The sequence below is a fragment of the Bacteroides cellulolyticus genome (assembly GCF_025567135.1).
Taxonomy (GTDB): domain Bacteria; phylum Bacteroidota; class Bacteroidia; order Bacteroidales; family Bacteroidaceae; genus Phocaeicola; species Phocaeicola cellulolyticus.
Map to the genome: position 1 here is coordinate 305,560 of NZ_JAOQJJ010000001.1, position 12,818 is coordinate 318,377.

The 12,818-nt window shown below is 42.4% G+C and carries 13 protein-coding genes; 4 read left to right on the forward strand and 9 right to left on the reverse strand.

The features are described from left to right. Positions 1-39 precede the first annotated feature (39 nt). Both ligA and dapA read left to right on the forward strand, forming a co-directional pair. Positions 40-2,154, forward strand: coding sequence for an NAD-dependent DNA ligase LigA (gene ligA, locus OCV82_RS01300; RefSeq protein WP_154042733.1), 2,115 nt, complete (start codon positions 40-42; stop codon positions 2,152-2,154). A 101-nt stretch (positions 2,155-2,255) separates the two neighbouring features. After that, on the forward strand, positions 2,256-3,149 hold the full coding sequence (gene dapA / locus OCV82_RS01305; RefSeq protein ID WP_154042734.1) for a 4-hydroxy-tetrahydrodipicolinate synthase: 894 nt from the start codon (positions 2,256-2,258) through the stop codon (positions 3,147-3,149). Between the two features lie 444 nt (positions 3,150-3,593). On the opposite strand, the gene OCV82_RS01310 is transcribed toward dapA, so the two are convergent. Both OCV82_RS01310 and OCV82_RS01315 read right to left on the reverse strand, forming a co-directional pair. Next, positions 3,594-4,268, reverse strand: a complete 675-nt coding sequence (locus OCV82_RS01310) for an MgtC/SapB family protein (RefSeq protein WP_154042735.1) — start codon at positions 4,266-4,268, stop codon at positions 3,594-3,596. Positions 4,269-4,338: 70 nt separating this feature from the next. Further along, positions 4,339-6,330: a DUF4954 family protein gene (locus OCV82_RS01315; RefSeq protein WP_154042736.1), complete on the reverse strand. Its 1,992-nt coding sequence runs from the start codon at positions 6,328-6,330 to the stop codon at positions 4,339-4,341. Between the two features lie 175 nt (positions 6,331-6,505). Here OCV82_RS01315 and OCV82_RS01320 point away from each other — a divergent pair, with 175 nt between their 5' ends. After that, a complete protein-coding gene (locus OCV82_RS01320; protein ID WP_262542738.1) occupies positions 6,506-7,207 on the forward strand; it encodes an immunoglobulin-like domain-containing protein in 702 nt (233 codons plus the stop codon). Between the two features lie 17 nt (positions 7,208-7,224). Next, positions 7,225-7,719 (forward strand): immunoglobulin-like domain-containing protein, encoded by a 495-nt coding sequence (locus tag OCV82_RS01325; RefSeq protein WP_154042737.1) that lies wholly within the window; start codon positions 7,225-7,227, stop codon positions 7,717-7,719. A gap of 79 nt (positions 7,720-7,798) precedes the next feature. On the opposite strand, the gene OCV82_RS01330 is transcribed toward OCV82_RS01325, so the two are convergent. The 7 genes from OCV82_RS01330 to OCV82_RS01360 form a co-directional block, all read right to left on the reverse strand. Further along, positions 7,799-8,242, reverse strand: coding sequence for an arsenate reductase ArsC (locus OCV82_RS01330; protein ID WP_154042738.1), 444 nt, complete (start codon positions 8,240-8,242; stop codon positions 7,799-7,801). Between the two features lie 8 nt (positions 8,243-8,250). Further along, complete coding sequence (locus OCV82_RS01335) at positions 8,251-9,219, reverse strand: permease (protein WP_154042739.1); 969 nt, start codon at positions 9,217-9,219, stop codon at positions 8,251-8,253. Positions 9,220-9,318: 99 nt separating this feature from the next. Beyond that, complete coding sequence (locus OCV82_RS01340) at positions 9,319-9,552, reverse strand: thioredoxin family protein (RefSeq protein WP_154042740.1); 234 nt, start codon at positions 9,550-9,552, stop codon at positions 9,319-9,321. A gap of 12 nt (positions 9,553-9,564) precedes the next feature. Continuing rightward, entirely contained in the window at positions 9,565-10,278 is a 714-nt protein-coding gene (locus tag OCV82_RS01345) for an aromatic aminobenezylarsenical efflux permease ArsG family transporter (protein WP_154042741.1), read from the reverse strand. 9 nt (positions 10,279-10,287) lie between these two features. Beyond that, positions 10,288-10,731 carry a nitrophenyl compound nitroreductase subunit ArsF family protein gene (locus OCV82_RS01350; RefSeq protein WP_154042742.1) on the reverse strand — a complete coding sequence of 148 codons (444 nt, stop codon included), beginning with the start codon at positions 10,729-10,731 and terminating at the stop codon, positions 10,288-10,290. A 72-nt stretch (positions 10,732-10,803) separates the two neighbouring features. Continuing rightward, positions 10,804-11,130: an ArsR/SmtB family transcription factor gene (locus OCV82_RS01355; RefSeq protein ID WP_154042743.1), complete on the reverse strand. Its 327-nt coding sequence runs from the start codon at positions 11,128-11,130 to the stop codon at positions 10,804-10,806. Positions 11,131-11,239: 109 nt separating this feature from the next. After that, the gene (locus OCV82_RS01360; RefSeq protein WP_154042744.1) at positions 11,240-12,706 is read right to left on the reverse strand and encodes a PepSY-associated TM helix domain-containing protein; all 1,467 of its coding nucleotides are present in this window, start codon (positions 12,704-12,706) and stop codon (positions 11,240-11,242) included. Between the last annotated feature and the right edge of the window lie 112 nt (positions 12,707-12,818).

The following is a 12,818-nucleotide window of genomic DNA, read 5'->3' on the forward strand; positions in this document are numbered from 1 at the left end:
TTTTTTTGCTAAATTTGCATTGCTAACATCGTAAATATTATGACAAATCCTGAAATTGAAAGAATATATCAGCTGCGTGAAGAGCTTCACACACATAATTATAATTACTATGTACTGAATTCGCCTGTGATAAGCGACATCGAGTTTGACCACATGATGCGCGAACTGCAGGATCTGGAAGCCAAATATCCGGAAACATATGACGAGAACTCACCTACAATGAGGGTGGGAAGCGATATCAACAAGGATTTCGTGCAGGTGGAACACAGGTATCCTATGCTTTCGCTGGGCAACACATACTCCGAGGAGGAGGTTACGGACTTCTATGAGAGGGTGAGAAAATCGCTTAACGAGGACTTCGAAATTTGCTGTGAAATGAAATTCGACGGCACTTCGATATCACTTACTTACGAGAACGGCAAGCTGGTGCGTGCAGTGACACGTGGAGACGGAGTGAAAGGTGACGATGTGACAAACAACGTGAAGACCATACGCACCATTCCTTTGGTTCTGAAAGGTGACAACTATCCGAAGGAATTCGAGATACGAGGTGAGATACTTATGCCGTGGGAGGTGTTCGAGAAGCTGAACAAGGAACGTGAGGCACGCGAGGAGCCTCTGTTTGCCAACCCGAGAAACGCGGCTTCGGGTACGCTGAAACTGCAAAACTCGTCTGTAGTGGCATCGAGAAAGCTTGACGCATATCTTTATTATCTTCTGGGGGACAACCTGCCATGTGACGGACATTACGAAAATCTGCAGGAAGCACGCAAATGGGGATTCAAGATTTCGGACACTACACGCAAGGTGAAGACTCTGCAGGAGGTGTTCGACTTCATAAAATACTGGGATACGGAAAGAAAGAACCTGCCTGTGGCTACCGACGGAATTGTACTGAAAGTGAACTCCATCAGACAGCAGAAGAACCTGGGATATACGGCGAAATCGCCTCGATGGGCCATAGCGTATAAGTTTCAGGCGGAAAAGGCTCTGACGAAGCTGCAGAAGGTGACATACCAGGTGGGACGTACGGGAGCCATAACACCGGTGGCAAACCTTGATCCGGTACAGCTGTCGGGTACGATAGTGAAAAGAGCATCGCTGCACAATGCGGACATTATAGAGAGTCTGGATCTGCACGAGGGTGACATGGTTTATGTGGAAAAGGGAGGCGAAATCATCCCGAAAATAACGGGGGTGGATATTGCTTCGAGAACTCCTGACAGCATGCCTGTGAAATTCATCACGCACTGTCCGGAATGTGGAGAACCGCTGACCAGATTTGATGACGAAGCGGCACATTATTGCACGAACGAGGATTCATGTCCTCCGCAAATCAAGGGCAAGATAGAGCATTTCATAAGCCGTAAGGCCATGAACATAGAAGGACTGGGACCTGAAACGGTTGACTTGTTCTATCAGGAAGGAATGATAGGCAATGCAGCCGACCTGTATAATCTGCGCGAGCAGGATATTGCACGCCTGGAGCGATTCGGAGAGAAATCGGCACAGAACATCATGGCAGGTCTGGAAGCTTCGAGACAGGTAAGTTTCGAAAGGGTATTGTTTGCTCTGGGTATAAGATTCGTGGGTGAGACAGTGGCGAAAAAGCTTGCACGCTCAATAAAAAATATTGACACTCTGATGTCGGCCACCAAGGAAGAACTTATGGCCATAGACGAAATAGGAGAGAAAATTGCGGAGAGTATAATACATTTCTTCAGCAGCGAAAAGAACCGTGAACTGGTGACCAGACTGAAAGCTGCGGGACTGAAAATGGAAATGGAAGCCGAAGAAACAGCAGCTGTATCGAACATCCTTGAGGGGCAGTCGATAGTGATAAGCGGAGTATTTGCCGTTCATTCAAGGGACGAATACAAGGACATCATAGAGAAGCACGGAGGAAAGAATGTGGGAAGTATCTCGAAGAAGACAAGTTTCATTCTGGCAGGTGAGAATATGGGGCCAAGCAAACTGGAAAAGGCACAGAAACTGGGAATAAAGATTATGGACGAAAAAGAATTCCTGGAGTTGATAGAAAATGCTGAAAAGACTACTGTGAAGGAAGACAAGCCTGCAGAAGCTGTGGTTCCTGAAACGGTGGAAGAAAAGCCGAAAAAAGCAAAAGGGAACATACAGTTGGAATTGTTTTAGTTCAAAATTTTATCAACTTAACCAAAAAAAGTGATAGAAATATAGTTTTAAATGAAAATATTAGTACTTTTGTAATTCACAAACGAGGAATTCATTAATTTATGATACGAAAAAGATTGAAAGGAATGGGAGTGGCACTAATCACACCATTCAAAGAAGACGGAAGCGTTGATTACGATTCACTGCTCAGACTGGTGGAATATCAGGTACAGAACGGTATAGATTTTCTCTGTGTACTGGGTACAACAGCAGAGACTCCTACATTGACTGCTGAAGAAAAAAGAAAGATTAAATCACTTGTAATAGAGAGAGTTAACGGACGTGTTCCTATACTTCTCGGTGTGGGCAGCAACTGCACCCAGACTGTAATCGACACTATCAAGAATGACGACATGACTGGTGTTGACGCATTGCTGATAGCTGTACCATATTACAACAAACCTTCGCAGGAAGGTATATACCAGCACTATAAGGCCATTGCACAGTCAACTAAGCTTCCTATAGTACTTTACAACGTTCCTGGACGTACGGGAGTAAACATGACAGCAGCCACAACATTAAGGCTTGCACATGATTTCGACAATATAGTAGCAATAAAAGAGGCGTCGGGCGATATCTCGCAGATGGATGAAATAATCAAGAAGAAACCTGAAAACTTTGATGTAATCTCCGGAGACGACGGAATAACATTCCCGCTGATAACTCTGGGGGCTGTAGGTGTAATCTCTGTAATAGGTAATGCGTTCCCAAGAGAATTCAGCCGCATGACAAGACTTGCATTGGCCGGTGACTACAGCAGCGCACTGACAATACATCATCAGTTTACGGAACTCTTCAAACTTCTGTTTGTGGACGGAAATCCTGCAGGAGTGAAAGCTATGCTCAGCATGATGGGCATGATAGAAAACAAACTGAGACTTCCATTGGTTCCTACAAGAATCACTACTTACGAGGAAATGCGTAAAGTGCTGGAAGGATTGAAAGTGAAATGCTAGAACAACAGATAAATTAAGTTATAACGAAAAATGCTTTATCGTATCTTCATAACCGAACGATAAAGCATTTTTCGTTTTCTATAAATTCAAAATTTGCGGATTGGTTATCATTTTCTCCAGAAAATCGAATTCTCAGCGATTTGAAGGAAAACAAATAAATTAAGATGTTGCTTGCAAAATAAAGGGAAAAGGGAATACCCTTTATAATTTCAGAATTTCTAATTAAACATAATACAGATTATATAAAAATCGGAGAAGGAAAAACAAAACCTTAAAGATAGTGATTTCTGATGATGTTTGCAATAAAAGCGATGAATGAATTTTGGGTGTAGAAACATACGTGAAAAAAGAAAAACCATTCCTTGAGTTTGTGGGCTCAAGGAATGGTTTACATTTCAAACAAACAATAAACAAGAAAAGTCCGGAATTACCGGACTTTTTCATTTATATAATCCTATGAACTGTAATTTCAGGAAAATCATGGAGCAGCATCAGCAATACGCCTTCCTCATTCATGTTTTTGGCTTTTACGACCATAGTAACATAATGTATGGGGGTACCACTACCGTCTGTCCGGTCTTCCATCTCATACGAACTGATAATGAAATTACGGGAGCTGAACAATGCGGAAATCTTTTTCAGAGAATCCTGATCGTGTGTAGAGAATTCCACAATCATGCTCCTCAGGCTTATACCTTTGAAGAAATAATTCAGAACTTCCACACCAATAAGGAAAAGTACAGTGGCGGTTATTCCTATAGTGTACATACCGGCACCGATGGCAAGCCCGATTCCAGATGTAGCCCATATTCCTGCGGCAGTAGTCAGACCACGTACAATCTGCTTCTGTAGCAGTATTATAGTACCTGCACCTATAAAACCTATTCCACTCACTACCTGAGCAGCAAGACGGCTCGGGTCGAGTCTCACAAGATCAGTCTCAAGCACATCAGAAAAACCATATTGAGAGACAATCATCAGCAGCGCACTTCCTAAGGCTACAAGAAAATGAGTTCTATATCCAGCCTCCTTTGAACGGTATTCCCTTTCCAGACCTATTATAACTCCCATAAGGCTGGCTACAACCAGCCTTATAATAAATTCTGTGTACATTTCCATTATCCAAAATGCTTATACACAAATATAAACATTGTTTATGAAAAAAACAAGGAACAGGTCAGTCAACTCTTCATTTCACCCTATCCATTCTGACTATCAGTTCATCTCCAAGCTCGCTCTTTATCTTTATATGCTCCAATACAGCTTTTACGAAAGGATTGCTTTCAAAATCGCCTCTCACCTGTTCGAAATCAAGCCTTTGTTCCTCTCTGGTTCCGTCGGCACCGAAGCCTGTCATGGCTGAAAGAGAGAACTCCTTCTTGGCATCTTCATAGACCATTCTGTCAAGACCTATTACTGCCTCTTTCCACTTTTCTACGATGCTTATAATATCTTCTTTTGTTATTTTATCGGCATCCAGACCAAAGAATTCAAGCATCTTTCCATATGCCCAAGTCCACTCGTATGTATAGTAGTTATTATGCATCTCTGTAAGGCGGGCATCAATCTTTTCTACAGAATCAAGCACTCCGTTTTCGATATCAGCCATCAGACGGTCTATTTCGCTACGAGGGGCGATAAGTCCGGAAACGTCAACCCATTCTCCTGTACCTATGGCAGTGTCCGGCTTGAGTCTTTCGCGGATTTCCTCGTCGGTCTTGAATTCGGTTATCTCTAGACGTTTTATCACTGAGTTTCCGAGGAACTTGGTTATACCTGTCTCATAGAACTTTATACCTTTATTTAGAGATGAATTTTTGATCTTGGCACTCTGATATGAATATGTCTCTGATGTCTCTCCCGATACCCTTGCAAGATCTTTCAGAATCTCACGTCCCTTGAACATCTTCTGTATGGTATATGGACTAAGAAGGTTATAGTTCACCTTATCCATGCGGCAAGGATCTTTTCGATTATCACGCTTAGGCCATTTCTGGGCATCGCGGATAGTACCCACACTGCGGAGGTTTACACCAGGCATGAGGTATGTGGTATTCTTCTCTTCTATAAGATATGAGAAAGGCAGATTGGTAGTGTCAGGATGAGCCACGTGACGTCCCATAACGAGAGAGAAGGCTCCGATACGTGCTGGCCATAGGATATATGAGTCGGAAGCAGTCTTGGCGCCTCTCTCCATAATGCCCTGGTGGATAGGTCCCAACTTATACATGTGGTTGCTCTGGTTTGAACCGGAACCGGCATTCATGAACGAGAACATTCCGGCTATAAGAAGTGTTGACTTATGATGGGTAACAGTGAAAGGACCAGCAAAGATGGCACAAGCCTCGCCGTTTTCTTCCTGACAATTACAGAAGAACAGAGAATCGGACGCAGAATAGTTATGTCCCATATGGCATGACTGACCTACAAAACATCTTGTCAGCATGGTACCGTCTTCGATATGCGAACCGCTGGAAATGATGAAATCATCACAGATTACTCCGAAACCGATATGGATAGGAGCACTCTCGTTACTGTTAAGGCTACCGTTCTTCAATCTTCCCGCACTCTCTATCTTGCAGAAACTTCCGATACGCACATTCTTGATATATCCGGTATCTACAATCATTGCGTCATTGCCTACATAGCCGTATTCCGAAGCTATCTCGTCAGCATATTTCATGACCAGTGACTTCATCTTTGCAGCCAGGTCAGGACGATGTCTGTACATGGCCGCTATATAAGCCTCGTGAGCTGATAATTTGTCATGGATTATAACCTCACGACCACCGGTTTCACTCAGCACGGATACTTCGGTACCGTTTCCGAAAGTGGAACGCTTGTCCACAATCATGCAATCAACATTCTCGATGAAGACTCTGTCCGAAATGACATAATTCGCGATATAGTTCTTTACATTCTCTATGCAACAGCCGTTGCCTATGGTTACATTATGCAGAGTAGCATTTCTTATTCCAGATGACTTCTTTACTCCACCGGCAAGGGTAAACTCGCCGTTCAACTCCCCTATCCTTATCTTGCCGGACATCCTTACATGCCAGACTTTTGAAGCGTCAAAGCCTTCGGCTACAGTTACATCCGACCAGTTTTCGGCACAACACCCTTGTGCAATGAGTGTATCAATCTCAGCCTCCGTGAGATTTCTAAAAGTATGTTCCATAATAATCATTTCACTTGTTTTTTATCATTCTAACGACAAAGATAGTAACATTTTGATATATATCTTGCTTTTATCATAAATTTCATCTATCTTAGAAGAGATAAAATCCGTTGCCAGATGAAAACTACAACCACATTACTCTTTGCTCTCATAATGCAACTGACAGGTTGCGACAATGCAGGGAAAAGATAAACAGAATCCTCCAATACAGATGCTGTCACACTGCGAGCAGATACCGTTATGCCGCAGAAATACGGAAGTAGCATTCGCAGAGTTTGAAATGGTTGACAACAAGGGTGTCCGCAAGCTGATGGACAGTATGTGGAAGAAAGTTACGAGCCTTCCACGCACAGATACCATACGTGAAAACATCTCAACCGCATGTCAGCTCCACGACGGCGATACGATATCGGTTGGTCTGATAAACAACGCCATGCCGTATCAGGAAATGTTCAGAAAAAGAATACTGAACTACTCCGCCCTTGATTTCGGAAAGATAACCCCAACCGAACCTCTCCCTTTCACTACTACATCGGACACTATGGACATCAGCATGAGAACGGAAAAGCCTGTTTACCCTGTTGGCACAGAAGAAATTCCGGTAAAAATATCCAACAATAACAACCGTATGCTGTTTTTTGGACTTGATTATGGAATTGCCCGAAAGGAAGGGGACAAATGGCTTGTTCTGAACACTTCCACCGTGTGGAATTCCGTTGGTATCCTTATAGAAAAAGGTCGTGAATACAATTTCAAAGCTCATATGTACAACTTGGTTAACGACAACAAGCCAGGGACATATAAGGTCTATAAGAGAATAGGTTTTGATGGCAGCCGTAAGGAATGGTATATGTCGGCAGAATTCAAGTTAGAATAATCAAATAATATTTTTATATGAGAAACTGTAATTTATTTATTCTGTTCATAATAACTTTGATTACCTTTTCATCCATTGGATGTAAAGATAACAAATACCAGGAAGCAACTGATTATCAGGGCACAACGGGCGACGCTACAATCCTGACAAGCGACAGCATAGGACAGGAAGTAAGAATGGAAACAATTCAAGGGAATTATTATTCATCGACTAAAGAGGTCTATGCCATAGTCTTTAACCCTCAAAAGCGGCAACTAAGTTTCGGACGCGACTGGGAGCTGGAGTATATGAAAGACAGCGTATGGATTAAAGCCAGAAATAAAAAACCTGTATTGAGATTCGACGATGAATTTCTGCCAATCAATATCCCTGAATATATGGTATTCAGCTTTCCAATACATATTTATGAGATTACTTCAGGTAGATATAGAATAAAAAAGACTTTCTATGATAATTATGGTAACGGTAATTATAAGGAGATAGAGCTATACTCTGAATTTTATGTGAAATAATACAACAGAAAAAGTGTTACGACACAAAAAGTAATACATCTGCATCGTAACACCATTTTATCTTTTATCAGCACTTACCTCAGCAAGAACATTTTGGAAGTTCCTGTTTCTTTATCTCTGTAATATAGAAACGGGCGAAACCGTTCTTTATCTCATCGCGTACTCTGCGGAATTCTGAGTTGATGAACTCCTCAGTGCCTGTGGCATGCGACGGATCATCGAAACCTATATGAAGGCGTTTTCCTACCTTTCCTGTAAATGCCGGACAACTCTCGTTTGCTCCTCCGCATACTGTTATCACATAGTCCCATTCACTGTCAAGATATGTATTTACATGGGTAGGAACATGATTACTTATGTCTATTCCTACTTCCTTCATCACCTCTACCGCCTTCGGATTAACCTGAGCGGCTGGTTCTGTTCCTCCTGAATAGACCTCCAAAGAATCATCGAACGACTGGAGGAAACCGTGAGCCATCTGGCTACGGCAGCTGTTTCCTGTACAAAGTATAAGTATTCTCATATTATATTCTATAGTAAATAGTTAAACAGATAGCCTGACAAAATTATAAAAAAGGCTACAGTTCCGAAAAATATACCTATCAATCGCCATGTCATAACTTTCTTTAGAAGTGTAGCTTCGGGCAATGACAGGCCAACAACGGCCATCATAAATGCAATTGCTGTACCCATAGGCACTCCCTTAGCAACAAACACTTCTATCACAGGAACTATACCTGCGGCATTGGCATACATAGGCACTGCAAGAATAACTGAAAGCGGAACGGCATACCAGTTGTCCTTAGACATGTACTGCTCGAAGAAACCTTCGGGTACGAAACCGTGCATGAAGGCTCCTATTCCGATACCTATGATGATATAGATTAGTACACCGCTAACTATTTTCCAGGCATCACGTACGATTGAAGGCAAGCGTTTGAGGAACGTAGTATGTTCTTTCTCCCACTCCTCAGCCTGTGCGGACGAGTTGGCCTGTATCTGCCTTACCCAATCACTGAGGTATGGAGAAAGGTTCATCTTTCCCAATGCGAAACCGCCTATCACACCCAGCAAGATACCGCTGATGACATAAATCAAAGTAACTTTCAGGCCGAATGAGCCTAAGAACATGGCAACTGCCACCTCATTTACCAACGGTGATGTTATCAGAAAGGCAAATGTCACTCCCAAAGGTATTCCTCCTTTGACGAAACCGATAAAAAGTGGTATCGACGAGCAGGAACAGAAAGGGGTTATGGCTCCGAATACTGAGGCTAGCAGATACTGAAATCCGTACATCTTGTGTGTGACAAGATAGTTTCTCAAACGTTCAATAGGGAAATAAGCGTTTATTATCCCCATCAACACACTGATGAAGAACAGCAGTATCAGAATCTTTATCGTATCGTAAAAGAAGAAGTTTACGGCAACCCCAAGAGATGTTCCGGCATCAAGACCGAATATGCCGTAAACCAGCCAGTCGGCAAAATCCTGTATCATATTTTTTAAGTTGACGAGTTGACAAGGTATCAGTTGACAAGGCTTCCATCCGAATGGAGAACCTTGTTAACTTGTAACTGAAACCTTGTATACTGATATTTAGATGCCTAAAATTTCTTTTACTTCACTTTCTGTAGGAACCTTACCCTTTATCTTTACTACTTCATCCACTACTATGGCAGGAGTGGTCATGATGTTGTAGTTCATCATTTCCATGATGTCATCCACCTTGGTAAGTTTCACATCCAGATTGTTTTCCTTGATTACTTTCTCTACTACCTGATAGGTTGTCTTACACTTGCTGCAACCCGGTCCTAATACTTTAATTTCCATAATTCTATAAATTTATTGATTAAAAAACATTACAAAACAATAATATATACCTATTACGATGAATAGTATCCCAACTATTAAGTTCAGCCATTTCTGCACTGTCTTTATACGGCCGTAGAAGCTGCTCATCTGCTGTACACTGAAGGCCAGTATCCATGCCACAATGAGTACAGGTATTGCTGTTGCTATAGCAAATACAGCTGGTAACAGATAGCCTGCGGTGGCTGTGGCAGACATAGGGATGAGCATCCCGAAATAGAACACACCGCTCGTAGGGCAAAAAGCCAGTGCAAACAGCACTCCAATGAGCAATGCCCCTGCTCCACCCTTCCTGGCAAGCCCTTCGGCATTACCGTTGAAACCGAACTTAGGCAGATTGAGTTTATCACCAAAAAGCATGAACATTCCTATGATGAGAAGCATCGGTCCGATAAGTAGCTCACCCCATGTACCGATAGTCTTCTGTATGCCGAACATGCTGGAACCTTCTTTGAGAATCATTATCAGTACAACTCCGAGGAGAGTATATGAAAGTACTCGCCCTAAGGTATATAGCAGTCCGTTGATGAATACCCGCCTCCTGTTTTCGATATTTCTGCCTATAAAACCAACAGCCGCTATGTTTGTAGCTAGCGGACAAGGTGAAATGGCAGTCAGCAGTCCGAGAAGGAAAGCTGTTAGAACGGGAGTGGAACTATTATCAAGCAAATTCTGTAGCCAATCCATAACGACAGATTATTTAAGCATTTCCCTTACTTTAGCTACAACTCCGCTCTTGAACTCTTCAGGCGACTGTCTGGCGTTCTTGAATGCGAAGTCTGTCATATTCTCCACATTTTCATTACCATTCTTATGTCCTACCACGAAAAGTGATGACCATGTCACCTCATACTTCTCGGCTATAGCCTCATTCTCTTCTTTTGTGATATCTATCACTCTGAATACCACATTTCCTTTCTTAATCTCTTCGGCAAACTCTTTTGATACTGCTTCTGAAGCATTCTTCTCTATCGCCATACATGTGGCACACCTCTGCTTACCATGAAAATACAACACTTCTACACAATCGCGGGCAGGAACTCCCATTTCCACTCCTTGTACAGACGACTCATTCTTTGTGCCTGTTCCGCACGATACCAACGCCAGACAGGCAACGGCCATTAATACAATTTTCTTCATATATCTTTTAGTTTATTGATATTATTAGTATTTCGTCAAACTACGAACAAAGAAATCAAAAAAAGATGCTGCTCATCCGCAGCAACTCTCTTTCTTACAAACAGACTGACCGAAGAACGCAGAAAACATCTTTCCGGCAAGTTCCCAGTTCTCTCTGTTTATGCAATATTTTACCTTCGGAGTTTCTATCTCTCCCTGTATCAGACCAGCCTCCTTAAGTTCTTTCAGATGCTGTGACACTGTAGCCTTGGCTATAGGCAGTTCTTCGTGGATATCGCCAAAGAAACATGTTTCCTGACGCAAAAGAAACTCCAGGATAGCCATACGTGCAGGATGCCCCATGGCCTTGGCAAAACGTGCCATTCTCTCCTGCTCTTCTGTATAGTTTTTGTTCGCCATTAATAATATGTTTGAATATTGTTCGCAAAATTACGAATAATATTCAAACATACAAATAAAATTGCTATTTTTCATTACAACACACTATATATGCTCCAGAAACCATTATTTATCCATGCTTTTTTCTCCTTATAACGAAGCCTGTATAAATACACCACAGTGCTGCCAGTCCTGCAAAGAAGATATAGATAAGAGTTCCTTTTCCGAGGATGGTGTATATACGTCCCGTATGTATCTCCTGCGCAAAGTTCCATAGCGACATAGGCAGAGAAGAAAGATTTTCGGGCATATGTAAAGCTGTCGTTCCCTTATAATACTCCACTACGAAAGGCTTCTCTCCTATATTATCGCAATAGCCCGATACGGCATATTTACCGAACGGAGGACCTGCAACATCTTCTGCCTTTTCTCCGGTGAAATCAGTAGAAATCTTTCTTCTTCTGTCCCACACATACATTCCACTGAAAGAACCCGTAAGCCAGTTGCCACAGGAGTCTTTCTGCCAAACATTAAGTCCCATAACACTGACAGGAGGTGTCTTCTCCAATTTCACAGGAACAGACCGGAGTGTTGCTAAAGAGAAAATACCTTCAGATGAAGACAGTAGCCAATCACCATATTCGGCATCATAGCGAAGCATACGCAGTCTATCGTTCCAGGCATTATCGCTGTCTGCAACGGTATATGGGATAGCCGGAGTACGGAAAGAAACAAGTGCTATAAGCACAGGCGGACGGAGACACCAACCTGTGAAAGCAACGAACATAAGTATTATGAAAGTATATCTGCCAAGTTTATCATGCCAGTTAAGCGACGACTTCATTAGCTGAGTACTCCCTTTGGCCGTTTTACCTCTCCTGCGGATTCTCTTTATATATTTGGGTAAAAGCCAGTATGTAATTCCGGTAAGACACAGCACGATCAATATAACTGCTACAGCATCCATAATCAGTTTCCCAACTGTGGCGAACATTTCTCCGCTATGCATAAGCCATACGGTTCGGAAGAGTGAAACCTTGCCGTCATAACCTTCAGAAGCTTTTAATTCTAATCTGCTGAATTCATTATAAGGACTGACAGAAGTATAGAGATACGAACGTCCCACTACTACCATGGTATCCCCTTTCAATACGAGGTCGGAGATACGTTCGTGAGACGAAAGTACAAGAGGTGTACTCTCCCATCCTTTTCCATCGTTCCTGTACAGGCCAAACTGTCCTGCAGCAAAAAGAGAGCCGCCCGGAGTCTGAGCCATAGCCTTGATGTTACGGAAATCAGCACCTTCCGGTAAACCTGCATTGAAATCAGACACATACAGTCCCGTTGAATCAGTCATCCAGATTCCACTGTTCCCATAGATAAATACTTTATCTTTATCCTTTATAGAACCTCGCAGAAGCCCCATATTCCATTTATTATATCTATAATCTGCCGGAAGAAAACTTCTGTCAATATTTATATCCGCCACCAGTTCACGATGATTTAGCACTATCCCGCTCAGGCAGAACATAAGCATAAAGAATGCGAATATTAGGCCAAACCATTTATGATGTTTTTTCCATGTGATGCGTTTCATTATACAATATCAATATTGAAATCCGGTGCAAAAATAAATATAATCACTATTCCATACAACAGGGGCATAAACAGAACGCCCGACAAACGTCAATACTACGTTCATCGGGCGC

Coding starts and splice junctions, on each gene's coding strand:
- OCV82_RS01335 (WP_154042739.1), bottom strand. CDS start 9,219: ATGATACAGGATTTTGCCGACTGGCTGGTTTACGGCATATTCGGTCTT.
- OCV82_RS01310 (WP_154042735.1), bottom strand. CDS start 4,268: ATGGAAATGTACACAGAATTTATTATAAGGCTGGTTGTAGCCAGCCTT.
- OCV82_RS01350 (WP_154042742.1), bottom strand. CDS start 10,731: ATGAAGAAAATTGTATTAATGGCCGTTGCCTGTCTGGCGTTGGTATCG.
- dapA (WP_154042734.1), top strand. CDS start 2,256: ATGATACGAAAAAGATTGAAAGGAATGGGAGTGGCACTAATCACACCA.
- OCV82_RS01360 (WP_154042744.1), bottom strand. CDS start 12,706: ATGAAACGCATCACATGGAAAAAACATCATAAATGGTTTGGCCTAATA.
- OCV82_RS01320 (WP_262542738.1), top strand. CDS start 6,506: ATGCAGGGAAAAGATAAACAGAATCCTCCAATACAGATGCTGTCACAC.
- OCV82_RS01330 (WP_154042738.1), bottom strand. CDS start 8,242: ATGAGAATACTTATACTTTGTACAGGAAACAGCTGCCGTAGCCAGATG.
- OCV82_RS01315 (WP_154042736.1), bottom strand. CDS start 6,330: ATGGAACATACTTTTAGAAATCTCACGGAGGCTGAGATTGATACACTC.
- OCV82_RS01325 (WP_154042737.1), top strand. CDS start 7,225: ATGAGAAACTGTAATTTATTTATTCTGTTCATAATAACTTTGATTACC.
- OCV82_RS01340 (WP_154042740.1), bottom strand. CDS start 9,552: ATGGAAATTAAAGTATTAGGACCGGGTTGCAGCAAGTGTAAGACAACC.
- OCV82_RS01355 (WP_154042743.1), bottom strand. CDS start 11,130: ATGGCGAACAAAAACTATACAGAAGAGCAGGAGAGAATGGCACGTTTT.
- ligA (WP_154042733.1), top strand. CDS start 40: ATGACAAATCCTGAAATTGAAAGAATATATCAGCTGCGTGAAGAGCTT.
- OCV82_RS01345 (WP_154042741.1), bottom strand. CDS start 10,278: ATGGATTGGCTACAGAATTTGCTTGATAATAGTTCCACTCCCGTTCTA.